Origin of the sequence: Halosimplex rubrum (genome assembly GCF_013415885.1) — an archaeon.
Taxonomy (GTDB): domain Archaea; phylum Halobacteriota; class Halobacteria; order Halobacteriales; family Haloarculaceae; genus Halosimplex; species Halosimplex rubrum.
Genome location: NZ_CP058910.1, coordinates 3,864,203 through 3,885,027, shown reverse-complemented (window position 1 = coordinate 3,885,027; position 20,825 = coordinate 3,864,203). Strand labels below are relative to the sequence as shown.

The window sequence follows — 20,825 nt, the reverse complement described above, 5'->3', positions numbered from 1 at the left end:
TATCGACCGCTGCGGGCAAAAAACCGGCTGCCGTCTCAGAGCCCGACGAGTTCGAGCACGTCGTAGCGGAGGACGTAGCGGGCGAGCCCGGCGCCGTAGGCGAGCACCCAGAAGATGACGTAGCCGAACACGCCGATCCGCAGGCGGCTGCGCCAGTGGCTCATCCGGTCGCCGCCGATCTCGTCGAGCAGCACGTCCTCGTCGTAGTCGTTGTACAGGTCGTGGCGCCGCTTGGCGGTGAAGATCCGGACGATCCCCGTGAAGCCGAACGCGAGCAGGGCGTAGGCCTGGGCACCGAGGAAGGCGTGGACCATCGCGAAGCTCCCGAACTGGTCGAGCAGCCGCGGGGCCATCCAGAACAGCATCGGTACCGTCGTCAACACCAGCCCCGTCACCACGAACTTCAGATGGTGCATCAGCACCGACCAGGTGACCGGCTCGGTCTCGATGATGTACCAGGCGCCGTAGAAAAAACAGGGGAAACTCGCCGTCACGGCCACCAGTACGACCGTCGCGACCACCCTGTCCGTGACCATGATCGGTGCTTTCGGCCAGTCGCGCTAAAACGTGCCGAAACCCGTCACTCGCTCGCGTCGACCTCGTCGAACAGCGCGCGGACTCGCTCGTCGATCTCGTCGCGGATCTCCCGCACGCGCTCTGGATCCTCGCCGTCGGGGTCGTCGAGCGCCCAGTCGCGCACGTCGACGTCGTCCTCGGCGTCGCCGAGGTCGAGCGTGGAACAGCCCATGGTGGCGACGTAGTCACAGGAGCGCAGTTCCTCGGTCGTGATCTCCCGTGGCGTCCGGTCGGAGAGGTCAAAGCCGACCTCGGCCATCACGTCGACGACTTCGTCGTGGACGCGCTCGGCGGGGTGGGTGCCGCCGGTCAGGATCTCGACGCGGTCGTCGAGGCCGCGGCGCTCGCGCTCGCGTTCGGCGAACGCGGTCGACATCTGCGAGCGGCCGGCGTTCTGGACACACATGAATGCGATACGGGTCGGGTCGGTGGAGTCTGGTTCGGTGGACATCGGTCAGTCGTTGGCCGCGGGTCGGTCGTCGGTCGGTTCGGTGCTTCCCGTCGCGGCGGCTCCCCAGTCGAGGCGTCGCTGGAAGTACAGTGCGACGTTGACCAGGGCGAGCAGGACCGGGACTTCGATGAGCGGGCCCACGACTGTCGTGAAAGCCACGCCGGAGCCGACGCCGAAGACGGCGACGGCGACCGCGATGGCCAGCTCGAAGTTGTTGCTCGCGGCGGTGAAGCCGATCGCCGTCGTCGTCGAGTAGTCGGCGCCGATCCCTTTGCCCATCGCGAAACTGACGAGGAACATCACGACGAAGTAGATCGTCAGCGGGACGGCGATGAGGAGCACGTCGGCGGGCGCGGCGACGATGTTCTCACCCTGGGTCGCGAACATCACGACGACGGTGAACAGTAGCGCGATCAGCGTCAACGGGTCGATCAGCGGGACGAGGCGGTCCTCGTACCACGCCTCGCTCTTCGCTCGGGTGCCGACGTATCGGGTGCAGAAGCCGGCGGCGAAGGGGATCCCGAGGAAGACGACGATCGCCTCGAACACCTGCATCGGCGTCACGTCGAACGCCGAGATGCCGGTGACGAGCGTCTCCATACCCAAAAGCGGCGGCAGGAACAGGGCGAAGAACCAGACGTACACGCCGTAGGTGACGATCTGGAAGAGGCTGTTGAACGCCACCAGCCCGGTGACGTACTCGGTCGAGCCCTCGGCGAGCTCGTTCCAGACGAGCACCATCGCGATGCAGCGGGCCATCCCGATGAACACGAGCCCGAGGAAAAAGTCCGGACGCGCGGGCAGGCCCGGCACGAGCCCGCCGAAGAAGACGACCGCGAGCCCGAACATCAGCGTCGGGCCGATCAGCCAGTTCTGGACGAGGCTCAGGCTCAGCACCCGCCAGTTGCGGAACACCGTCGGGAGCCGCGAGTAGTCCGCCTTCGCCAGCGGCGGGTACATCATCGCGACGAGCCCGATCTCGACCAGGTGCAGGTCCTGGATCGGCCCGGTCACGGACGGGGCGACGTAGCCCAGTCCGACGCCGACGGCCATCGCGCCGAAGATCCAGACGGTGAGGTACTTGTCGAGGAAGTCCATCGACCGCGGGTCCCCACAGGACTCGCAGTCGCAGTCCGGGCCGTGGGCGTGGGCCTCGGCGTTACTCATCGCTCACGCTCCCCTCCAGCACCGTGACCAGCGTGACCGCGCGGTTGGTCGCGCGGTACTTCTTCCAGCGACCGTCCTTCCGGCCGTCGACGAGCCCCGCGTCGACCAGCGCCGACAGGGCGTGGCTGAGCCCGCTCTCGCTCACGTCGACGACCGCGTTCAGTTCGCAGACGCACAACTCCTCGCCCGCGGCGACGAGCACGCGGACGAGCGTGTAGCGCGTCTCGTTCGCGAGCGCCGAGAGCACGTCGAGTTCGGCGTCGACCCGTTCCGTCCCGAGCGCCGCTTCGAGCGTCCCGAGCTCGTCGAGGCGCCGCTCGACGTCTTCGCTCCGGCACTCGCCGAGCTCGTCGTCGAGGTATCGGCGAAGCCGTTCGGTCGCTTGTGCCATCGCTAGTCGATTGAACAAAACGTAAATTAACTGTTCCGGTCGAGATGTGTATAGTCCAGATTTGGTGTCTCTAATGAGTATGCTAGTTCGCGACGTGCCACTCGGAAGAAACACTATTGAATAGAAAATCAACTGTATTGGGCGGTCGGCCCGGTCCTCGTCCCCCCGTTCTCGGAGCTGGGCTGCGCGGTTCGTCCGTGACCGTCGGAGTCTCTCGCACGTGCGGGCGTACACGGTCCCGATGACGGTCGGACGGTTCGACGAGGGGTTGCGAGACCGTCTCGGGCCGCGGGTCGGGGCGCTTTTACCCCTCGGGGACCGAGTTCCGGCAATGAGCGACGCCGCCGACGAACGGGTCGACGGGTCCGACGAGGCGTCGGGTGCCGACGGCGAGGACGCCGAGTCCATCGAGGCGCTGCGCGAGCGGGTCGAAGCCGAGTACGACTTCGACGACTTCGGCCCGGCCGAGATGGCCTCGATGTCCTCCGAGGAGTGGGAGGCGGTCTTCGACCACGAGTCGTGGATCACGGGCGGGGAGCTGCTCGACCGCGTCGAGGCCGACCTCAAGCGGCGGGTCGCCGAGCGCGAGGTGTTCGCCCGCGTCGAGCGCCGGGACGACCGCCTGGTCGCCTACTCCGACGAGGGGTACGCCACCGTCTACGCCGACGGGTCCGTCGAGGGCCACGGCACCGTCCTCCGGGACGTGAAGCCGACGGTCGCGCTGGCGTCGATGGAGTCGTACGACGTGCCCGAGACCCCGCCGGAGGACCTGCTCCCCGAACCGCAGGAGGTGCCCGAGGGCAGCGGCGAACTCGGCAACACGATGCTGCAGGTCGTCGCGGGGATCCAGGTGCTCGCGGGCCTCCTGCTGATCGGCGGGTGGCTCGTGATCAGTCTGGGCGTGGTCGCCCCGCCCGGGGGCGGGTCGGTGCGCTCGCTGAACGTCATCGCCATGCTGCTCGGCGGCGTCGTCTTCCTCGCGGTCGGCGTGTTGCTGTTCGGCGTCGTGGCCAACGCCCGCCTGTCGGACAAGTTCCGCGCCGAGGAGTACCGCAACCGCCTCCGCGCGGTGGAACTCGAACCGGGCGAGCGGCCGGAGTTCCTCCCCGACGACGAAGCGACTCCCGAGGGAGCGACGGGGATCCCCGACGAGGCCTCGGACGGGCTCCCGGGCGATGGGCCGGACGAGCGGTCGTCCGAGAGCGCCGACGGCGGAACCGACGGTTCCTGAGCGGTACCGCTCGTCGCCCGTGCCGACCGCGTCGGGCGAACGTCTGCCGGACGAGGGGGACGGTCGCGGACAGGGCGCGTCGGTACGACGACGACCCGAATATCCCCGGCTGTGGCGGGCTAATCGCGCGCCTGCGTGCGTATTCGGTGGGTTTATACAAATTCGGTACCGACCATCGTTTGTATGAATAGACGGGACTTTCTGCGGACCGCCGGCGGTGCCGCGGGCGGTGCGTCCGCCGTCGCCGCGGGGGCCGGAACGGCCGCTGCACAGGAGGGCGGTGGCGGGGGCGGGAGCGTCCAGCCCGTGTGGCCGTCGTACGTCAGCGACGCGAACGGCCCGGGATACGAGGACCTGCGTGGGAACTCTGAGGTGACTATCGAGGTCGGCGTCGGTTCGAGCGGCTTCGGATACGGTCCGACGACGACCTGGATCGACCCCGGAACGACGGTCATTTTCGAGTTCGTCGAATCGAGCCACAACGTCAAGCCCAACAGCCAGCCCGACGGGGGCAGTCTCGCCGGCACCGAGGGTGGCGAGTTCGCGACGATAGCCGCGGGCGAGACCTACGAGGTCACCCTGGAGACCAACGGGATGTACACGTACTACTGCGGTCCCCACGAGGGCCAGGGGATGAAAGGCGCGATCGCCGTCGGCGGCGACGTCGAGACCGAGGAGGTCGGCGGCGGGGGGCAGACGCCGCTCAACCCCGAGCACATGGGCGTGCCCTTCCATCCGCACTACGTCGGAATCTCGACGATCGTGATGATGGTCGTCTCGCTGTTGTTCACGTTCTTCCTGCTGAAGTACGGTGAATCGCCCAACGCCAAGGGAGGAAACAACTGATGTCCTCCTCCGGATCCACCTACGGCGACATCCACCGATACGAGCCGGCCCGCGAGAGCACGGCGGCCGCGGTCGCGATCGTCCTGTTGACGATCGTCGAGGTCGTCTTCGTCGGCCTGTTCACGTTCGGTCTCGTGAACGGCTGGGGGTACAGTCCGCTCGGGAACATGTATCTGGGCGGTATCCTCGCTATCATCTTCGTCGACCTGGCGTTCGTCCTGATGGTCTACCGCAAGGAGTTCCTGCCGGACGTGATGATCGTCAAGAAACGGCGCCGCAAGTGGGAAGACCTGTACATCCGCGAGGAGGACGTCGACGGGACGGCGTTCGCGGAGGGCGACCCGCTGGAGAGCGTGAAACGAGCTGTCTACCCCTACTACAAACGATAACAATGCCACTCGACGAAGACAAGTATCCGGGCGAGACGGGTCGACGCCGCTTCGTGAAAGGCGTCGTCGGCAGCGCCGCGCTGGCGAGCGTGGGCACCGGCGGCGCGGCCGCCGTGAACACGGTCACCTCGGCGGCGGGCGGCGGCGGTGGCCCGACACAGTACATGGCCATCGAGAACACGGACGGCCCCGCGCCGCGGGGGATGCCGATCGTCCCGGTCGAAGTGAACGACGCGGGCGAACTCAAAGGGATCTTCCCCGAGGCCAGCACCGAGACGGTTCAGGGCGTCCAGCGGACCGTCGCGGAGATGGATCTGGGCGGGACGACCTACTCCTCGCAGTGGTTCCAGTACTGCGGGCTCGAAGGCTACCAGGGCGTCACGCCAGGGGCCGAAGCGGACAACTACATGCGCGCGTCGGAGAGCCCGCCGCCCGCCTACGAGTGGCAGCAGGATGTCGATGGCGACACCATCTTCACCGTCGACATGTTCGACGACTACGAGGAGTGGGGCAACGGGATCGGGCAGGCAGGCCTCGGCAAGCCCGCGAGTGCCACGTGGCGCTCGCAGGCAGAGGGCGCGAAGACGCTCCCGGTGCAGGTGCTGCGCTCGCCGGAGGTTACGAAGATGGCCAACGGCGAGGGCGAGTACAGCAACCTGCCGAGCAACGTCCGGAGCTTCATCGACGCCGCGACCGACCAAGACTTCATGGCCTGGATCAACAAGTGTACCCACTTCTGCTGTGTCCCCGGGTACAAGCAGTTGGCGGGGAGCGCGAACTTCGGCGGGTCGAACGCCGTGTACTGCCAGTGCCACCAGTCGATCTACGACCCGTTCAGCCCGACACAAGTACAATTCGTCGCGCGCCCGCGACCGGATAGCTAACAATGAGTCTCGAACGCAAAGACGAACACGACCACGACGGCTGGATGGAGAGCCGTGATCTCACGGCTATCGAGGAGATTTACCTCACGGTGTTGCTGTGGCTCGACAGGCGCCTGCGAATCGTCGACTATCTGGAGATCCTTGAGAACATGTACTACAAGGTCAACTTCCAGATGCCCAAGAGCCACACCGAGCAGTACAACCTGGACAACAAGTTCTGGTACTGGTATCCCCTCTACGCGCTGGGGTCGTTCTCGACGATCGCGTACGTCGTCGCGGCGATATCCGGCGCGTTGCTGGGATTCTACTACGCGCCGGGCGCAGGGGCCTCCAACGGGACGCCGGATCTCGCGTACAACTCCATCACCTTCATCATGACCGAGTTGAACTTCGGCTTCTTCCTCCGGTCACTACACCGGTGGTCGGCGCAGGTGATGGTCGCGGCCGTGTTCCTGCACATGCTGCGTGTGTACTTCACGGGCGCGTACAAGGAGCCCCGAGAACTCAACTGGATCATCGGCATCGTGCTCATCTCGCTGACGATGGTCTTCGGGTACACGGGGTACCTGCTCCCGTGGGACCAGCTGGCCTTCTGGGCCGGCCAGATCGGCGTCGAGATGAGCCTGTCGATACCACTCATCGGCGAGTGGGTGGCCCAGCTACTGTTCGGCGGGTTCACCCTGAGCCAGTCGACGGTCCAGCGGATGTACATCTTGCACGTGTTCGTGCTCCCGTTCGTCACGACCGGGATCATCGCCGTCCACATCGGTATCGTCTGGATGCAGGGCATCGCCGAACCCCACTGATACAATGAGCGACAACGACAACTCCGAGGAAGTTCGCACCGACGGCACGGGTATCGTCCCGCCGGACGACGAGACCCCGACGTGGAGCGAGCGCAAGGCGCGCAAGCAGGGGCTCGCCCGGCTGACCTACGAGTACTTCGAGCGGTCGCGCCGCGAGGACCAGGACCTGCGCCAGCAGTCCTCCTACGTCGAACGCGACGTGCTCGCGTTCCCGACGTGGCCCCACGAGATGATCCGCAACCTCGCGCTGACGAGCTTCTTCGTCGGCATGATCATCTTCCTCTCGGCGGCGCTGCCGCCCCACATCGGCCCGCCGGCCGACTCCTCGTCGACGCCGGCGATCATCCTGCCCGACTGGTATCTCTACTGGTCGTTCGGCCTGCTGAAGCTCGGCCCGCTCAACCCCGAGATCAGCCTGCTCGGCAGCCAGAAGCTGATGGCCGACCGCACCTACGGCGTCATCGCGAACCTCGTCGTCGTCGGCTTCGTCGCCATCGTCCCGTTCCTCAACAAGGGGAGCGCCCGCCGCCCGGTCGAACAGCCGTTCTGGTCGGCCGTCGGGGTCAGCGGCGTCGTCTTCGCCTTCACGATCGCCGCGCTGTCGGTCAAGAACCTCATCCCGATGGACTCTCACCTCATCTTCGACCTGACCTTCATCCTCCCGATCCTGGCGGCGTTCCTCAGCTACGCCGTCCTCCGGACGATGCGGGAGGGGTACATGTTCAACCTCAACCGCCGGTACTACCGCCTGCGGCCACCGAAGTAGATGACGGATCCGTCCCGCTCGGGCGACCCGGCCGACGCGACCGCCGACGGGACGGACGACGCCGGTTCTCCCGACGCCGATACCGATCGTTCCGATAGCGAGCGCGAGGCGACGGGCGCGCGCGGACGCGACGTGGTCGTCCCTGACGCGGTCTACAAGCGGGTGACGGTCTTCTCGACGCTGTTCGCCGTGGCGGCGGTCGTCGGCGGCTTCCTGTTGCTCGACGTGGCGACCGACAGGGCGACGGCGGAGCTGTCGGAGGTCCAGCCGCTCGTCGCGCTGGCGGGCCTGGGGCTGATCGTCGTCGGTGCGGTCACCTACGCGTTCTCGACGCGCTTTCGGGCCGACGGAATGGGAAACGCTAAAGACGAAACCGACGAAATATCAGATAATGGCTGACGAATTCGCGAAAGGGATGGCGGTCTTCTCGGCCGCGGGGCTGGCGTGGCTGACTCTCGCCGGCTGGTACCGCACGCCCAGCTTCGAGGGGAGCGGCGTCCAGCTGGTCGCCCCGGTCGAGGGCGTCAACACCGTCTACGGCGAGCTCGGCGTCGCGATCATGGACGTGATGGCGTGGTTCGCGGTCTTCGGCGCGCTGACGTTCTGGGTGATCATCCCCGCCGTCGAAGAACTCCGGACGGCCTACGCGGACCGCTCGAACTGACCGCCGCCGGTTTCTCCCTCGGTACGTTCCTCGCCGCGTAGCGGCCGCGCCGGCGCCGGAACCCTGTGTCGCCCGCGTCTCGTCGACCTGGCGATGTGGCTCCCGCGGTTCCCGCGTCGACGCACCGCGCGTATACCGTCCGAGCGGTGAACAACCAACCGTCGATCGTGGTCGAAACGGTCTCTACCGACGACTTGGCGTCGGGACCGCTGTCGTCGAAGACCTCGATTCCGCACCTGTCCTCCCGTGGCTCCGCGCGATCGCCTACCTGAATCGGAACGTCGCCCGCGACGGAGCGGTTCGGAGGGCGGGTCCGCCGGGGCGGGTACGAGTCCGAACGGTTCGTCGGGGTCGGCGACCACTCGGCGTTCCGGAATCGGAACGCGGTGAACTCCGTGTCGGGGAGCGTGACGGGCAACCCGGCGCCGTCACTCGCTTCCAGTGTCAGCGTCGACGTTTCGCAGAACGAGAGCGGCGGCTCGCTTCCCGCGATAGCTGGCGGCCACGCGTCGTCCGCACTCCCACCGATCCGGAGCCGCCGGCCGGCTCCGACCGGGAGCCCGAGAGCTGTGAAAGACCGGCCCGCACAGGAGCGGACCTACAGGAACTGGCCGAGTGGGCCGTAGAAGAACGTGACGTAGCCGACGTACAGCAGCGCGACGACGGAGGCGCCGATGGCGGCCTTGGGACGCTCGAGGTCGATCTCCCGGCGGACCTCGACCTTGCGGGACTCGAACTCGAAGATGTCAGTCATGAGGACGAAGATGGCGATGACGGCGGTGACCATGCCGGCGTGGTGGTGGACGGTGAGGAAGTAGAACGACCCGAGCACGAGCGCGACGTTGGTGAGGACGTGGAAGGGGTGTCGCGAGAGTTCGTCGGCGTCGCCGCTCTCGGCCTGGGAGCGGTGGCGTCGATGCGCCAGCGCCCGCGCCGCGATGTTCAGGACCACGAGACCGAGGAGCACCGCCTCGATGACGAGCACTTCCTCGGTGATGTGGCTGTCGAGGACCGCGTCGACCGGTCCGAACAGCTCGTATGCAACCATACCCGATGGATCGGTCCGTCGCCCATTAGAGCTTTTCCAATCCGGCCCGGTCTCGCCCCGGTTTCCGCGGTCGAATCGGCACGTGCGATCGGTGGCGCTACCGGGGACCCGGGGCCGCGGTCGGTCAGGCGGGTGGGAACGGCGACCGGCCGGTCGCGACCACCGCGACGGCGATCGAGCCCGCGGGCGTCACCCGGACGGGTTCGTGGGGTTCGACCGGGCCGACGACCCTGTCGTCGGCCAGCAGGTGGACGGCGGTCTCGTCGCGCTCGACGGAGACGCTGAGGCCCTCGGGCGGGAGGACCCAGTGGTCGATGTCGGTCTCGAAGGGGGCCACCGGGACGACGGCGACGGCGTCGGTCTCCGGGGCGAGGACCGGTCCGCCGGCGTCGCTCGCGTAGCCGGACGAGCCCGCGGGAGTGGCGACGACGACGCCGTCGGCGCGGAACCGCGCGACGCGGTCGTCGGCGCGTTCGACCGCGTACTCCGATATCTGTGCGGGTTCGGCGCTGACCAGCATCAGGTCGAACAGCGCCGTGGCGCGGGTCCGGTCGCCGACGCGCACGTCGACCAGCGGGTGGGGCGCGCGTTCGTAGTCGCCGGCCACGAGGTCCGCGACGCCGGTGGCGACCGCCTCGCGCGGCACCGAGCGGACGCTGGCGCCGGCGGCGACGGGGAGGACGGGGTCGTCCGTGCCGGTGCGCGCGACCGCGAGCAGCGCGGGCTCGCCGACGGCGACGACGGCCTCGCTCTCGTCGACGACGCGTTTCGCCGTCCCCGCGGTCGCCCGGCCGCCGGCGGACTCGACGGCGGCGACCACCGCGTCGGCGTCGGCGCCCACGACGCCGACGACCGGACTGTCGCTCATCACCGGAGCGTGGCGGTGACTCGGCAAAAAGGCACCGCACCGCGGGCGCGCCGACCCGCGGGTCTGCTCCCGCCGCCGGCGGGACCGAGACCCGGGTGCGACCGGCGCGGTTGGCGTTGCAAGCCGGGGACTCACGCGCCTCGGCGACCGATCGAAGGTATGACCCGAGAGACCACGCGACGCGGCTTCGTGACCGGCCTCTTCGGCGCCGGGGCGGCCGGCGCGGCGAACGCGACCGCGGCCGCACAGCAGACCGGGGCCGACGGAGGCGGCACGGCGACCGGGGGAGGGACGGCCGGGGGCGGTGGAACCGCCACCGGCGGTGACGGCGGGACCGCGGGCGGCGGGACGGCCGGCGGTGGCGGGGGTGGCCAGCCGGATTTCGGTACCTGGTTCGAGGGCGTGGGCAACTACAACGGCGAGGTCGTCGACCTGCGGGGCGAGTCGGACCCCACGGTCTCGGTCGGTACGGAAGCCAACGGCGGGGCCTTCGGGTTCGGCCCGCCGGCGGTCCACGTCGAGAACGGGGCGACGCTCACCTGGACGTGGACCGGCGAGGGGTGCCCCCACAACGTCGTCGAGCAGGAGGAGGTGTTCGACTCCGGCGAGCCGGGTTGCGAGGAGGTGAGCCCCTTCGAGTACACCTTCGAGGAGGACGGTATCTACCGGTACGTCTGCGATCCCCACGAGCAGCTCGGGATGAAAGGCGCGGTCGTCGTGGGAACGGACTATCCGACGGTCGACACCGGCGGCGGTGGGGACGGTCCCGGGATCCCGCAAGTGCCCGACGCGGCGCGCACGCTGGGGGTCGCGACGGGCGTCGCGATGGCCGCGACGCTCGGACTGACGTACCTCTTCATCAAGTACGGCGGCGACTACGGGGAGTTCGAGGAGGCCTGACGGGGGATTTCGGTCCGAGGACGGGCTGCAGCACCCGGTCGCGGGGTGTGCAACGGGGCCGCAGGATTTCGCCGTGAGTCCGGCGTCGTTCCGGTGGATTCACTACGGGCGGGTCCATACGGCCGAGCATGAGCGACCAGAGCGCGGACGTGTCACGGCGGGCGTTCCTGCGCGCCGGTGCAGGCGCCACAGCAGTCGCGGCCGGTGCGGGCACCGCGGCCGCCCAGGAAGAAGGCGGCGGGGGAGGCGGCAACGTCAAGCCGGTCTTCCCCTCCTACGTCAGCGACGCGAACGGCCCCGGCTATCAGGACATGCGCGGTAGCTCCGAGGTGACCGTGGAGGTCGGCGCCGGCTCGGGCGGGTTCGCGTTCGCCCCCACGAACATCTGGATCGACGCCGGGACGACGGTCGTCTTCGAGTTCGTCTCGTCGGGGCACAACGTCAAGCCCGAGAGCCAGCCCGACGGCGGCGGCTTGAGCGGGTCGGAGGGCGGGGAGTTCGCCACTATCGCTCAGGGCAAGACCTACGAGGCCACACTGGAGACCGGCGGCATGTACACGTACAACTGCGCGCCCCACGAGGGCCAGGGCATGAAGGGCGCGATCGCCGTCGGCGGCGACGTGGAAACCGAAGATATCGAGACCCCGGGTGGCGGCGGTTCCCGTCCGGAGGTTCCCGGCGCGGCGAAATCGCTCGGCATCGCAACCGGCTTCGGCATGGCGGCGACGCTCGGGCTCGGCTACTTCTTCATCAAGTACGGCGGCGACTACGGCGAGTACGACGAGTAGGCGTCGCGGCACTCGTTCCTCGACGGCGGTTCAGATGGCGTCCGGACGGGTGTGGACCGTCAGGTCCACCTCGCGGGGCTGGCCCTCGATGTCGGCGACGATCCGCTCGACGACCCGTTCGGCCTCCTTCTGGATCAGCGGTTTGACCTTCTCGACGACCCACGACAGCGAGACGAACCGCGGGAGGTCGATGCTGCCGGCGTTGACCGAGCCGGGGTCGTACTCGATGCGCAGCGAGACGCGCGAGGCCGTCTCGACGTCTTCGGGCGCCTCGTCGGCCGCCCCCTCGACGCGCCAGTGGCCGTCGGCGTCGATGTTCCTGATGACTCGCCAGTCGAGGCGCTCGGGCGGGTCGGCGTCGACCACTTTCGTGTGAGCGGTGTAGGTGAGTTTCCACCAGGAGAACTTCAGCGCGTAGCGCGTGCCGGGCGAGCCGTCGCCGTCGCGGCGGACCTCCCGGAGGTACTCGGAGTAGTCGGCGTACCGCGGGAAGTCGACGATGAAGTCGTACGCCTCCGCGGGCGGCACGTGGATGACCGTGCTGACCTCGACTTCGTCCACACCCGCCCTGGGGCCCGCTGGTACTAATAGCCTCGCCGCCGGGACCGCTCCGTCCCGGCGACGAAATCGAAAAAACGGGCGTGAACCGCCGCTCAGGGCGCCGTCTCGGGGTCGACCTCGACGGTCGGGTCGGTCGCGGCCGGTCCGTGGTCGTACTCGTCTTCGTCGGTTCGTTCCCGGAGGTAGACGCCGAGGTACCCGCCGACCGCGCCGGTGCCGGCGACGACGACGGCGGTGACCGCGAGCGCGAACAGCGCGAGCGCCACCAGGACGGCCGTGCCGAGCGCCTCGCCGCTGACGATCGCGCCGAAGCTGAAGATACTGAACACGAGACCCAGCACCGCGAAGACGGGGACCGCGGCGACGAGGCCGGAGACCGCGCCGACCTTCGCCCCGCCCATCCGGGTCCCCTGCTGGAGGTAGCCCGCGACGCCGCCCCCCAGCACCGTCGCGAAGGGGATCCACGACAGCACCACCATCACGACCGCGCCGATCAGCGCGTTCACCCAGAAGTCGCCCTCGCGGCGGTCGACGAACGAGTCGGATATCGTAGCTATAGAGACGTATACGCTCGCTCACACGATAACACTATGTACTATTTTACCTCCTCTAGCGTCTCTCCGGCGGGATATCGTGGCTCTCGGTTCGGTGTCGCGGGTCTCACCGGGTGACGGTCACCGGGACCGACGCCTTGTCGATGACGGTCTTGGCGACGCTGCCGACGCGGCGACGGCGCTCGGAGCGGCCGCGGTGGCCGACGAAGACCGCGTCGACGCCGGCGTCCTCGGCGTAGGTCGTGATCGCCTCGGCCGGTCGGCCGGTCAGCAGTTGCGTCTCGACGCTCACGTCGCTGTCCGCCTCGGCGGCGGCGCTCGCGGCGGCGTCGGCCGCCGCGTCGAGTATCTCCTCGGCGTGGTCGACGGCGCTGTCCTCGCCCGGCATGACGATGTCGCCGTCGACCAGTTTCGTCTCGGGCGTCAGCACGTGGACGACCTCCAGATCCGCGCCCCAGACGCTCGCTTCGCGGGCGGCGTGTTCGACCGCGGCGTCGCTCACTGTCGATCCGTCGGTCGCGACGAGGTAGCGCATGCCCGACGGTTCGCGGTCGACGGTATAATCGCTCCCGTGCGTTCTCCCTCACTGAGAACGGGACGGGGGGACGCGACGACGGGCCCGATAGACCTATAGTCGAGAGTGCGGACATGGGCGTTCATGAGCGATAGCCAGGAGTTCGGTGAGTTCGGTGGTCGACACGTTCCGGAACCGATGCAGGAACCGCTCGCGCAGCTGGCCGACGCGTTCGAGTCCGTGGCTCAGACCGAGGAGTTCCGGGCGGAACTGCGGGCGATCTTGGAGGAGTTCGCCGGCCGGCCGACGCCGATATACCACGCACAGAACCTCAGCGAGCGCTACGGCGCGGAGATCTACCTCAAGCGCGAGGACCTGCTCCACGGCGGCGCCCACAAGATCAACAACGCCGTCGGGCAGGCGCTGCTGGCCGAAAAGGCGGGCAAGTCGCGGCTCATCGCCGAGACCGGCGCCGGACAGCACGGCACGGCGACGGCGATGGTCGGCGCGCTGTTCGACATGGACACCGAGATCTACATGGGGGCCAAAGACGTCGAGCGCCAGCGGATGAACGTGTTCCGGATGCGCCTGATGGGCGCGGAGGTCAACGAGGTCGAACGCGAGGGCCAGGGCCTCTCGGAGGCGGTCGACGCCGCGCTGGAGGACTTCGTCGAGAACGTCGACGACACGCACTACCTCGTCGGTTCGGTGGTCGGACCCGACCCGTTCCCGCGGATGGTCCGGGAGTTTCAGTCGGTCATCGGCCGCGAGGCCCGCGAGCAGTTCCGCGAGCGGACGGGCGAACTCCCGGACGCCGCGGTCGCCTGCGTCGGCGGCGGGTCGAACGCCATCGGACTCTTCCACGCGTTCCGCGACGACGACGTGGCCTTCTACGGCGGCGAGGGCGGCGGCGACGGCGGGGACTCCGATCGGCACGCCGCGCCGCTCGACGACGGCCACGAGGACGTGATCCACGGCATGAAGACCCGCGTCATCGACGACGACACCGAGGTCCACTCCGTCTCTGCGGGGCTTGACTACCCGGGCGTCGGCCCCGAGCACGCGATGTTCCGCGAGATGGGTCGCGCCGAGTACCGGGCGATCACCGACGACGAGGCGCTGGCGGCGTTCCGCGCGCTCAGCGAGGAGGAGGGGATCATCCCGGCGCTGGAGACCGCGCACGGGCTGGCGATGGCCAGGCGAGTGGCCGAGGAGACCGACCACGAGACCATTCTCGTCAACCTCAGCGGCCGCGGCGACAAGGACATGGAGACCGCCGCCGAGCAGTTCGACCTCTCCTGACGTCGCGACCGGGGCTCCCGGCCGCCGCGCTCACTGTCGGTCGATCAGCTCGCGGAGCCGCGCGACCCGCTCGTCGGTGGGCGGGTGCGACCGCGTCTCGACGTGGAACTCGTCGGGGTCGGCCGCCTCGTCGGTTCCGAACCCCGCGGGGAGGAGACAGAGGCCGCGCACCTCGTCGTAGGCGAGCCGTTTGTCGACGGTCGGGGCCGCCGTCGTCTCGTCGTCCAGCGTCGCGAGCGCGTCCGCGAGCGCGGCGGGGTCGCCGCTGAGCCGGCCGGCGGCCCGGTCGGCGGCGAACTCGCGGTACTGGGACAGCCGACGGGCGGCGACGGTGGCCGCGACCGCGAAGACGCCCAGGGCGACGCCGCCGAGGACGACCGCCGCGAGGGCCCCGCCGGCGAACCCGAGCGCGTAGCCGGGGTCGAACGGGCTCGTGGCGGTCGCGACGGCACCGACGACGTAGAGCGCGGCGACGGCGCCGCTCCAGACGGCGCGGTGCCGCGCCCACGGGCCCAGGTGGTCGAGGAGGGAGTAGCGGTCGCCGGTCAGGGCGGGGAGGAACGACGCCAGCGTCATGACGGTGGCGTCGCGGTGCTGGAGGTGGGCGAGTTCGTGGGCGAGGACGGCGTCCAGTCGGTCGCCGTCGAGCGCAGCCAGCAGGCCGGTGCTGACGACGACGGTCGGTCGGCCGGCGCCGTCGAGCGCGAAGCTGTTGGGCGTCTCGCTGTCGACGACGTAGCAGTCGGGCGTGGGGACGGCGGTCTGAGCGGCCAGCCGCGTCAGGCGGCGGTCGAGGTCCGGGTAGGTCTCGGGGTCGGCCGGCTCGGCGTCGACGGCCGCGAGCGTCTCGCGGCGGACGTAGCGCAACTGCGCCCAGACGCTGACGGCGACGAGCGCGACGGCGAGCGGGAGCCACCAGAGCGCGGCGACCGACCCGGGGACGCCCGCCGCATCGGCCGCTCGGCGGACGGCGGTACCGAGCCGGGGCGCGGCCAGCGTGACGAGGACGCCGACGAACAGCGCGTTCGCGGCGACGACGACGGCCAGCGCGGCCGCCATCCGAACCGCGAGCCCGCGGTCGTTCCGGAGGGACACGGACCCCCGTACTACCCGTCGGGTGAAAAGCTGTGTGGTCGCTGAACTGTGTCTCGGGCAGAAAGGTTTTATCGCGAAGCGTCTACTGTCCGGTGTGAGGCGTTCGGGTCCCCGCGTCACGCTCGTCGCGCTGGCCGTCCTGGCGGTCGCGTTCGGCGGTACCCTCCTCCCGGCCTCCGGATTCGGGTCGGTACCGGCCGCCGAGACCGACCTCATCGGCACCGACGCGTCCGCCGAACCGGCCGACCGGCTCGACACGGACGCTCGAGGAGCCGGGTCGGCGGGGACCGACGAACCGGAGACGGCCGACGCCGACGGACCGACACCCGTCTCGACTATCGCCGAGGGCGACGCGTCGACGCCGTCGCCGACGCCGGAGGCGACACCGACGGCGACCGCGACGCCCGCTCCGGACGACGGCGGCGGTTCGTCGGGCGGTGGCGGCGCCATCGGGCCGTTGATCTGGCTGTTCGCCGGCGGAGTGGCGTTGCTGATCGCAGTCTCAGTGCTGGCCGGGCTGTCGTCGCGGCTGGGGGACGGCGGCTCGCCCGACGGGCCGTCGCTCGGGCCGCTCTCGTTCGGCTGGGCGTTCGGCGGGGGCGGCGTCTCGCCGGCGGGACTGGTCAAGCGGGTCCCGCAGGCGACCATGGTCGCGCTCGTCGGCGCGTCGACCGGGACGGCCCGAGTCCTGTCGACCGCGGGGTCGGTCGCGAGCGACGCCGCCGCGGGGCTCGCGACCGTCGTCGTCGGGGGATCGCGGGCGACGGGCGGTCTGCTCTCCGGACTCGGCGGGCTGTTCTCGTCGGGCGGATCGTTGCTATCGGTCACGGGCATCCTGTCCGGGCTGGCGAGCGGCGGGTCGGGCGGTTCGAGCGGGAGCGCGCCCACCGCCGACGCGCGGACGGCCACACCCGTGGAACCGGAGCCGGGGGAAGCGCGGATCCGCACGGTCGAAGGGGCGTGGGCGGCGTTCGCCGACCCGCTGCCGGTCCGCGACTCGGAGGCCCGGACCCCCGGGGAGCTGGCGCGGACGGCGATCGATCGGGGCGACCCGTCGGGCCCGGTCGAGCGGCTCAGAGACGTGTTCAGGGACGTACGCTACGGCGGCGCGCCGGCGACCGACGACCGGACGCGGGCCGCCGTCGAGGCCGCACGGACAGTGCTGTCCCGGCGGGAGGACGAGGAATGAACGCGCCGCCGTCGGTCGGACCGGACCGCGACCCTCGCCCGAGGAGTCTGGACATCGACTCCGACCGCGTGCTCGGCGGGCGGCGGGTCCGGCTGGCCGCGGCCGCGGTCGGCGCCCTCGCGTTCGCGACGGCGCTCGCGCTGGTCGCGGGCGCCGGCGGGCAGCGCTTCGCCGACGCGGTCGACGCGGTCGTCTGGCCGGCTCGCCCGCTCGTGTACTTCGTCGCCCACTTCGCGCTCGTCCTCGGCGCCTGGTCGCTGTGGCGCGGCCGCTCGACCGACGACGGGGCCGACGTTTCGCTCCCCGCCCGGGGCGACGCCGACGGGTCCGAAGACCGGCTGGTCGGCGACGCCGTGGACGAGGTGCTCGACGCGCTCGGCGACCCGGAGACCACCGACAGCGGGTGGCGGCGCAGCGACGTGGAGGCCCGGATCCGCGACTTGGCGGTCGAGGTGCTCCGTGAGACCGGAACCGACGACGCCGAGGCCGCGCTGGAGACCGGCGAGTGGACGGACGACCCGCGCGCGGCGGCCTACCTCGGCGACGACGTGCCGTTGTCGGTCCGGGTGCGAGTCGCCGACTGGGCCAGCGGCGCTCCCTACCGTCGGCGGGTCGAGGCGACCGTCGCGGAGCTGTCCGCCGTCGCCGGCGTCGAGGCGGAGGTGGGCGAGCCGTGAGCGACACGCGTCCCGGGACGACCGACGAGCGGGACCCGGCCGAGGCGACCGACGGTCAGGACCCGGCTGAGGCGACCGACGGTCAGGACCCGACTGAGGCGACCGACGGCCAGGAACCGTCCGATGCGGCCGTCGACACCGACGGACCGGCCGCGGAGACCGAGGATGTCGACGAGCCCGGCGATGCGGGCGCCGGCGGGATCGACGATGCGGACGCCGACCCGGTCGACGCCGACTCGGAACCGGCGGCCGACACGGCGGTCGAGGCCGACGGGGAGACGGAGCCGTCGATCACGGGCGACGGGTCGGGCGTGACGCTGGCGGCGACGACGGGCGCGGAGACGACCGCGACGGGCGTCGAGAACCGCTGGGTCGCCGGCGTGGTCTTCGCGCTGGCGTCGGTGGCGCTGGGGGTCTTCCTGTCGAACACCGGTCTCTTCCTCGCATCGATCGTCGGGCTCGTCTACGCGGCGTACGCGTCGCTGTCGCGGCCGCCGTCGCCGTCGCTGGTCGCGAAGCGCCGCGTCGAGCCGGCCGACCCGTCCCCGGGCGACCGGGTCGCGGTGACGGTGCGGGTCGAGAACGCCGGGGACGTGCCGCTGGCGGACGTGCGCGTCGCCGACGACCCGCCCGCGGAGCTCGACGTGGTCGATGGCGACGCCCGTGGGGCGGGGACGGTCGAACCCGGCGACCATCTCGCGGTCGAGTACGAACTCGGCGCCTCCCGCGGCAAACACGAGTTCGGTGACGTGACGGCCGTCGCGCGCAGCGCCGCCGGCGAGGCGGTCAGGCGGACGACCTTCGAGGCCGGCCAGTCGATGGTCTGTCACGCGGCGGTCGACTCGCTGCCGCTGGCCGCCCAGACGGGGATCGGCGCGGGCCGCGTCGAGACGGATTCGGGCGGCGAGGGGGTAGAGTTCTACGCTACTCGCGACTACGCGCCGGGTGACTCCGCCAGCCGCGTCGACTGGAACCGCTACGCGTCGACGGGCGAGCTGACGACGGTCACCTACCGCGAGTCCAAGGCCGCGACCGTCGTGTTCGTCGTCGACGGCCGACTCCAGCGCCGGGCCGCACCGGGCGAGCCGGACGCGCGGGACCTCTGTGGGTACGCCGCGGTCAGGCTCGCGGACGACCTCCTCGACCAGGGGACCCAGGTCGGGGCGTCGGTGCTCTCGACGGCCGGCGCCGGCTACTTCGAGACGCGCGGGGCGCTCGAACCCGCGACCGGGACCGAGCAGTCGCTGCGGCTGCGAGCGCTGTTGCGCACGAAACTCGGCGTCACGGTCGACGACCTGGGCACGGCGGTCGGGCGCTCGTTCGCGGTGGCGACCGGCGACGCCGAGGCGGCCGGCCGCTCCGGCCGGTCCGGCGGTGGCCGGGGGCTGCTCGACGGCCGGCACCGACTGACCGACGAGGTCCCCGCCGGCGCGCAGGTCGTCTTCGTCTCGCCGCTGCTGGACGACGGCGCGGTCCGCGCGGTCGAGCGGCTGGTCGCACACGAACACGCGACGACCGTCGTCAGCCCCGACCTGACCGGCCGGGAGTCGGTCGGCGCGGTCGTCGACCGGCTCCGCCGAGCCGCTCGCGTCCGCTCGGTGACCGGCGCCCGCCGGGCGCGCGTCGTCGACTGGTCGCCCGACGAACCGCTCCAGATCGCGGTCGACCGCGCGGCCGCGAGGTGGGAGCGATGAGCGCCGACCACCCGCGGGCCGGCGTCGTGTCGGCGCGGGGCGCCCTCGCGGTCGCGGCGTGCGTCGCGACGGCGGTGTTCGCGTTCTCCGGCGCGGGCGCCGTCGGGCTGCTCGGCGTCGCGGGTACCCTCGTGTTCGGCTGGGGTGTCGGGGCGCTCGACCCGTCGCGGACCCGCCGGCTCGCCGCCGGGAGCGTCTCCGTCGCGGTCGGCACCGCGGCGCTCGCGGCGGCGGCGGGCTGGCTCGCCACGACGGCGGGGCGAGCCGGTCACGCGGTGGTACTCGCGGGGGCAGCGGCCGTCGCGCTCGCGGCGCTCGCGGGCGTCTCCGACGAGACGACCGACCGGCTGACCCGCGCCGTCTCCGAGTCCGGGTTCGTCGCGCTCGTGGCGCTCGCGGCCGCGGTCGCGTGGTTCCTGCTGGTCGGGACCGGGTTCGTCCCCGGGCTGGTCGCCTGGGCCTTCGCGGGGGCGACCGCTTCGCCCGTCGTCGCGGCGGTCTGGCTTCAGGTGGCCGCCCTCGCCGCCGGCCTCGCGGCCGAGCGTGCGGGCCGCGCGCTCGACGCGCTGGTGCCCGGGCGCGGCGCGCCGGACTCGGGACTGGCCGCGTCGTTCAGGCTGACGCTCGACGAGGTTCCCCGGTGGTATCTGGCGACGCTGGTCGTCGCGCTGCTGTTCGGGTCGGCGGCGGTCGTCCGCGATGCCGTCGGCTCGGCGCTCGCCGCGCGACCGCTCGTCGGTCGCGTCGTCGATGCGGTGGTGCTCACCGGCGTCGCCCACGCCGCGCTCGGCGTCGTCATCGCGCTGTCGCTGTGCGTGGCCGTCGCGCCGGCGGTCCACCGCGCCATCGTCTTCTGGACCGGCCCGTCGCCGGGGAACACGGTCGCCTACGGCGCGGGCGGGCTCGTCGCGGTGGCGGTCGCCCTCGGCGGGGGCGCCCTCGCGACGGTCGCTCGCGCGTTCGACCTGTCGACCGTCGTCGCGATTCCGACCCCGGTCGCCGTGGCCGTGCCCGCGCTCGTCGCCGCCCTCTGTGGGCTTCTGGCAGTGTTGGCGTTCGTCCACGCGCTGTACCGCGTGACGGAGCTGTTCGTCGGCCGGGCGGAGGGCTTCGCGGTCGGCGCCGCCCTCGCGCTGGTCGGGACGGCGCTGCTCGCGGACGCGCTCCCGACGCTCGTCGTCGTGACGGCCGCGGCCGGCGCGCTCGCAGTCTGGGACCTGGGCGTCCACGCCGTCGGGTTCGAACGGGACCTGGGCGGCGTCCGACCGCCGACGCGGACCGAACTCGTCCACGCGACCGCGACGGGGACCGTGCTGGCCGGCGCCGTCGCCGTCGCGCTCCTCGTCGGCTACTTCGCCGTCCCGATCCGCGTTCCCGACGACCGGGCGACGGTCGCGCTCGCGCTGGTGATGGTGTCGGTCGTCGCCTTCGCGGTCGCGCTGCGCGAGTAGCCGCGGCCGCATC

Annotated in this window: 25 protein-coding genes; 15 read left to right on the top strand and 10 right to left on the bottom strand. The window is 70.9% G+C overall.

Going from position 1 to position 20,825, the window contains the following annotated elements:
• Positions 1-35: 35 nt before the first annotated feature.
• Genes HZS55_RS19450 through HZS55_RS19435 form a run of 4 tightly spaced genes read right to left on the bottom strand, consistent with a single transcriptional unit; the run spans position 36 to position 2,585 of the window.
• Entirely contained in the window at positions 36-536 is a 501-nt protein-coding gene (locus tag HZS55_RS19450; protein WP_179909203.1) for a DUF7321 family protein, read from the bottom strand.
• Between the two features lie 44 nt (positions 537-580).
• Positions 581-1,027: a low molecular weight phosphatase family protein gene (locus tag HZS55_RS19445; RefSeq protein ID WP_179909202.1), complete on the bottom strand. Its 447-nt coding sequence runs from the start codon at positions 1,025-1,027 to the stop codon at positions 581-583.
• A gap of 3 nt (positions 1,028-1,030) precedes the next feature.
• A complete protein-coding gene (gene arsB, locus HZS55_RS19440; protein ID WP_179909201.1) occupies positions 1,031-2,194 on the bottom strand; it encodes an ACR3 family arsenite efflux transporter in 1,164 nt (387 codons plus the stop codon).
• Entirely contained in the window at positions 2,187-2,585 is a 399-nt protein-coding gene (locus HZS55_RS19435; protein ID WP_179909200.1) for an ArsR/SmtB family transcription factor, read from the bottom strand. Before HZS55_RS19435 ends, arsB begins: the two co-directional genes overlap by 8 nt.
• 331 nt (positions 2,586-2,916) lie before the next feature.
• Here HZS55_RS19435 and HZS55_RS19430 point away from each other — a divergent pair, with 331 nt between their 5' ends.
• The 8 genes from HZS55_RS19430 (at position 2,917) to HZS55_RS19395 (ending at position 8,171) form a co-directional block, all read left to right on the top strand.
• Entirely contained in the window at positions 2,917-3,816 is a 900-nt protein-coding gene (locus HZS55_RS19430; protein ID WP_179909199.1) for a DUF7319 domain-containing protein, read from the top strand.
• 183 nt (positions 3,817-3,999) lie between these two features.
• Complete coding sequence (locus HZS55_RS19425) at positions 4,000-4,662, top strand: plastocyanin/azurin family copper-binding protein (protein WP_179909198.1); 663 nt, start codon at positions 4,000-4,002, stop codon at positions 4,660-4,662.
• Complete coding sequence (locus HZS55_RS19420) at positions 4,662-5,051, top strand: DUF7318 family protein (protein WP_179909197.1); 390 nt, start codon at positions 4,662-4,664, stop codon at positions 5,049-5,051. Before HZS55_RS19425 ends, HZS55_RS19420 begins: the two co-directional genes overlap by 1 nt.
• Positions 5,052-5,053: 2 nt before the next feature.
• Positions 5,054-5,935: a ubiquinol-cytochrome c reductase iron-sulfur subunit gene (locus tag HZS55_RS19415; protein WP_179909196.1), complete on the top strand. Its 882-nt coding sequence runs from the start codon at positions 5,054-5,056 to the stop codon at positions 5,933-5,935.
• A gap of 2 nt (positions 5,936-5,937) precedes the next feature.
• Complete coding sequence (locus HZS55_RS19410; RefSeq protein WP_179909195.1) at positions 5,938-6,741, top strand: cytochrome b; 804 nt, start codon at positions 5,938-5,940, stop codon at positions 6,739-6,741.
• Positions 6,742-6,745: 4 nt separating this feature from the next.
• The gene (locus tag HZS55_RS19405; RefSeq protein WP_179909194.1) at positions 6,746-7,507 is read left to right on the top strand and encodes a cytochrome b family protein; all 762 of its coding nucleotides are present in this window, start codon (positions 6,746-6,748) and stop codon (positions 7,505-7,507) included.
• Positions 7,508-7,906 (top strand): DUF7315 family membrane protein, encoded by a 399-nt coding sequence (locus tag HZS55_RS19400; RefSeq protein WP_394353543.1) that lies wholly within the window; start codon positions 7,508-7,510, stop codon positions 7,904-7,906.
• Positions 7,899-8,171 (top strand): DUF7314 family protein, encoded by a 273-nt coding sequence (locus HZS55_RS19395; protein ID WP_179909193.1) that lies wholly within the window; start codon positions 7,899-7,901, stop codon positions 8,169-8,171. Before HZS55_RS19400 ends, HZS55_RS19395 begins: the two co-directional genes overlap by 8 nt.
• Before the next feature lie 598 nt (positions 8,172-8,769).
• On the opposite strand, the gene HZS55_RS19390 is transcribed toward HZS55_RS19395, so the two are convergent.
• The gene (locus HZS55_RS19390; RefSeq protein ID WP_179909192.1) at positions 8,770-9,219 is read right to left on the bottom strand and encodes a DUF7313 family protein; all 450 of its coding nucleotides are present in this window, start codon (positions 9,217-9,219) and stop codon (positions 8,770-8,772) included.
• Between the two features lie 124 nt (positions 9,220-9,343).
• Positions 9,344-10,087 (bottom strand): NAD(+)/NADH kinase, encoded by a 744-nt coding sequence (locus tag HZS55_RS19385; protein WP_246308306.1) that lies wholly within the window; start codon positions 10,085-10,087, stop codon positions 9,344-9,346.
• A 159-nt stretch (positions 10,088-10,246) separates the two neighbouring features.
• Here HZS55_RS19385 and HZS55_RS19380 point away from each other — a divergent pair, with 159 nt between their 5' ends.
• Both HZS55_RS19380 and HZS55_RS19375 read left to right on the top strand, forming a co-directional pair.
• Positions 10,247-10,987: a halocyanin domain-containing protein gene (locus HZS55_RS19380; RefSeq protein WP_179909190.1), complete on the top strand. Its 741-nt coding sequence runs from the start codon at positions 10,247-10,249 to the stop codon at positions 10,985-10,987.
• A 128-nt stretch (positions 10,988-11,115) separates the two neighbouring features.
• A complete protein-coding gene (locus tag HZS55_RS19375; protein WP_179909189.1) occupies positions 11,116-11,775 on the top strand; it encodes a plastocyanin/azurin family copper-binding protein in 660 nt (219 codons plus the stop codon).
• Between the two features lie 30 nt (positions 11,776-11,805).
• Here the strand turns inward: HZS55_RS19375 and HZS55_RS19370 are convergent, their stop codons facing one another.
• From HZS55_RS19370 to HZS55_RS19360, 3 genes are all read right to left on the bottom strand, one after another.
• Positions 11,806-12,336: an SRPBCC family protein gene (locus HZS55_RS19370; RefSeq protein WP_179909188.1), complete on the bottom strand. Its 531-nt coding sequence runs from the start codon at positions 12,334-12,336 to the stop codon at positions 11,806-11,808.
• A 92-nt stretch (positions 12,337-12,428) separates the two neighbouring features.
• A complete protein-coding gene (locus HZS55_RS19365; RefSeq protein ID WP_246308305.1) occupies positions 12,429-12,842 on the bottom strand; it encodes a DUF5518 domain-containing protein in 414 nt (137 codons plus the stop codon).
• 154 nt (positions 12,843-12,996) lie between these two features.
• Positions 12,997-13,425, bottom strand: coding sequence for a universal stress protein (locus HZS55_RS19360; RefSeq protein WP_179909187.1), 429 nt, complete (start codon positions 13,423-13,425; stop codon positions 12,997-12,999).
• A 123-nt stretch (positions 13,426-13,548) separates the two neighbouring features.
• On the opposite strand from HZS55_RS19360, the gene trpB reads away from it, so the two are divergent.
• Positions 13,549-14,706: a tryptophan synthase subunit beta gene (gene trpB / locus HZS55_RS19355; protein ID WP_179909186.1), complete on the top strand. Its 1,158-nt coding sequence runs from the start codon at positions 13,549-13,551 to the stop codon at positions 14,704-14,706.
• A gap of 30 nt (positions 14,707-14,736) precedes the next feature.
• On the opposite strand, the gene HZS55_RS19350 is transcribed toward trpB, so the two are convergent.
• Positions 14,737-15,801: a M48 family metalloprotease gene (locus HZS55_RS19350; protein ID WP_179909185.1), complete on the bottom strand. Its 1,065-nt coding sequence runs from the start codon at positions 15,799-15,801 to the stop codon at positions 14,737-14,739.
• Between the two features lie 94 nt (positions 15,802-15,895).
• Between HZS55_RS19350 and HZS55_RS19345 the strand changes: the two genes are divergently transcribed.
• From HZS55_RS19345 to HZS55_RS19330, 4 genes are read left to right on the top strand one after another with little or no spacing between them, the layout of a single operon-like run.
• On the top strand, positions 15,896-16,990 hold the full coding sequence (locus HZS55_RS19345) for a DUF4129 domain-containing protein (protein WP_179909184.1): 1,095 nt from the start codon (positions 15,896-15,898) through the stop codon (positions 16,988-16,990).
• Positions 16,987-17,667, top strand: a complete 681-nt coding sequence (locus tag HZS55_RS19340) for a DUF7269 family protein (protein WP_179909183.1) — start codon at positions 16,987-16,989, stop codon at positions 17,665-17,667. Before HZS55_RS19345 ends, HZS55_RS19340 begins: the two co-directional genes overlap by 4 nt.
• Entirely contained in the window at positions 17,664-19,361 is a 1,698-nt protein-coding gene (locus HZS55_RS19335) for a DUF58 domain-containing protein (RefSeq protein ID WP_179909182.1), read from the top strand. Before HZS55_RS19340 ends, HZS55_RS19335 begins: the two co-directional genes overlap by 4 nt.
• A complete protein-coding gene (locus HZS55_RS19330) occupies positions 19,358-20,812 on the top strand; it encodes a hypothetical protein (protein WP_179909181.1) in 1,455 nt (484 codons plus the stop codon). The genes HZS55_RS19335 and HZS55_RS19330 overlap by 4 nt, the downstream gene beginning before the upstream one ends.
• The last annotated feature ends 13 nt before the right edge of the window (positions 20,813-20,825 follow it).

Bases quoted from the DNA above. Each gene is read 5' to 3' on its own strand.
- HZS55_RS19450 (WP_179909203.1), bottom strand. From the start codon at position 536: ATGGTCACGGACAGGGTGGTCGCGACGGTCGTACTGGTGGCCGTGACG.
- HZS55_RS19445 (WP_179909202.1), bottom strand. From the start codon at position 1,027: ATGTCCACCGAACCAGACTCCACCGACCCGACCCGTATCGCATTCATG.
- arsB (WP_179909201.1), bottom strand. From the start codon at position 2,194: ATGAGTAACGCCGAGGCCCACGCCCACGGCCCGGACTGCGACTGCGAG.
- HZS55_RS19435 (WP_179909200.1), bottom strand. From the start codon at position 2,585: ATGGCACAAGCGACCGAACGGCTTCGCCGATACCTCGACGACGAGCTC.
- HZS55_RS19430 (WP_179909199.1), top strand. From the start codon at position 2,917: ATGAGCGACGCCGCCGACGAACGGGTCGACGGGTCCGACGAGGCGTCG.
- HZS55_RS19425 (WP_179909198.1), top strand. From the start codon at position 4,000: ATGAATAGACGGGACTTTCTGCGGACCGCCGGCGGTGCCGCGGGCGGT.
- HZS55_RS19420 (WP_179909197.1), top strand. From the start codon at position 4,662: ATGTCCTCCTCCGGATCCACCTACGGCGACATCCACCGATACGAGCCG.
- HZS55_RS19415 (WP_179909196.1), top strand. From the start codon at position 5,054: ATGCCACTCGACGAAGACAAGTATCCGGGCGAGACGGGTCGACGCCGC.
- HZS55_RS19410 (WP_179909195.1), top strand. From the start codon at position 5,938: ATGAGTCTCGAACGCAAAGACGAACACGACCACGACGGCTGGATGGAG.
- HZS55_RS19405 (WP_179909194.1), top strand. From the start codon at position 6,746: ATGAGCGACAACGACAACTCCGAGGAAGTTCGCACCGACGGCACGGGT.
- HZS55_RS19400 (WP_394353543.1), top strand. From the start codon at position 7,508: ATGACGGATCCGTCCCGCTCGGGCGACCCGGCCGACGCGACCGCCGAC.
- HZS55_RS19395 (WP_179909193.1), top strand. From the start codon at position 7,899: ATGGCTGACGAATTCGCGAAAGGGATGGCGGTCTTCTCGGCCGCGGGG.
- HZS55_RS19390 (WP_179909192.1), bottom strand. From the start codon at position 9,219: ATGGTTGCATACGAGCTGTTCGGACCGGTCGACGCGGTCCTCGACAGC.
- HZS55_RS19385 (WP_246308306.1), bottom strand. From the start codon at position 10,087: ATGAGCGACAGTCCGGTCGTCGGCGTCGTGGGCGCCGACGCCGACGCG.
- HZS55_RS19380 (WP_179909190.1), top strand. From the start codon at position 10,247: ATGACCCGAGAGACCACGCGACGCGGCTTCGTGACCGGCCTCTTCGGC.
- HZS55_RS19375 (WP_179909189.1), top strand. From the start codon at position 11,116: ATGAGCGACCAGAGCGCGGACGTGTCACGGCGGGCGTTCCTGCGCGCC.
- HZS55_RS19360 (WP_179909187.1), bottom strand. From the start codon at position 13,425: ATGCGCTACCTCGTCGCGACCGACGGATCGACAGTGAGCGACGCCGCG.
- trpB (WP_179909186.1), top strand. From the start codon at position 13,549: ATGAGCGATAGCCAGGAGTTCGGTGAGTTCGGTGGTCGACACGTTCCG.
- HZS55_RS19340 (WP_179909183.1), top strand. From the start codon at position 16,987: ATGAACGCGCCGCCGTCGGTCGGACCGGACCGCGACCCTCGCCCGAGG.
- HZS55_RS19330 (WP_179909181.1), top strand. From the start codon at position 19,358: ATGAGCGCCGACCACCCGCGGGCCGGCGTCGTGTCGGCGCGGGGCGCC.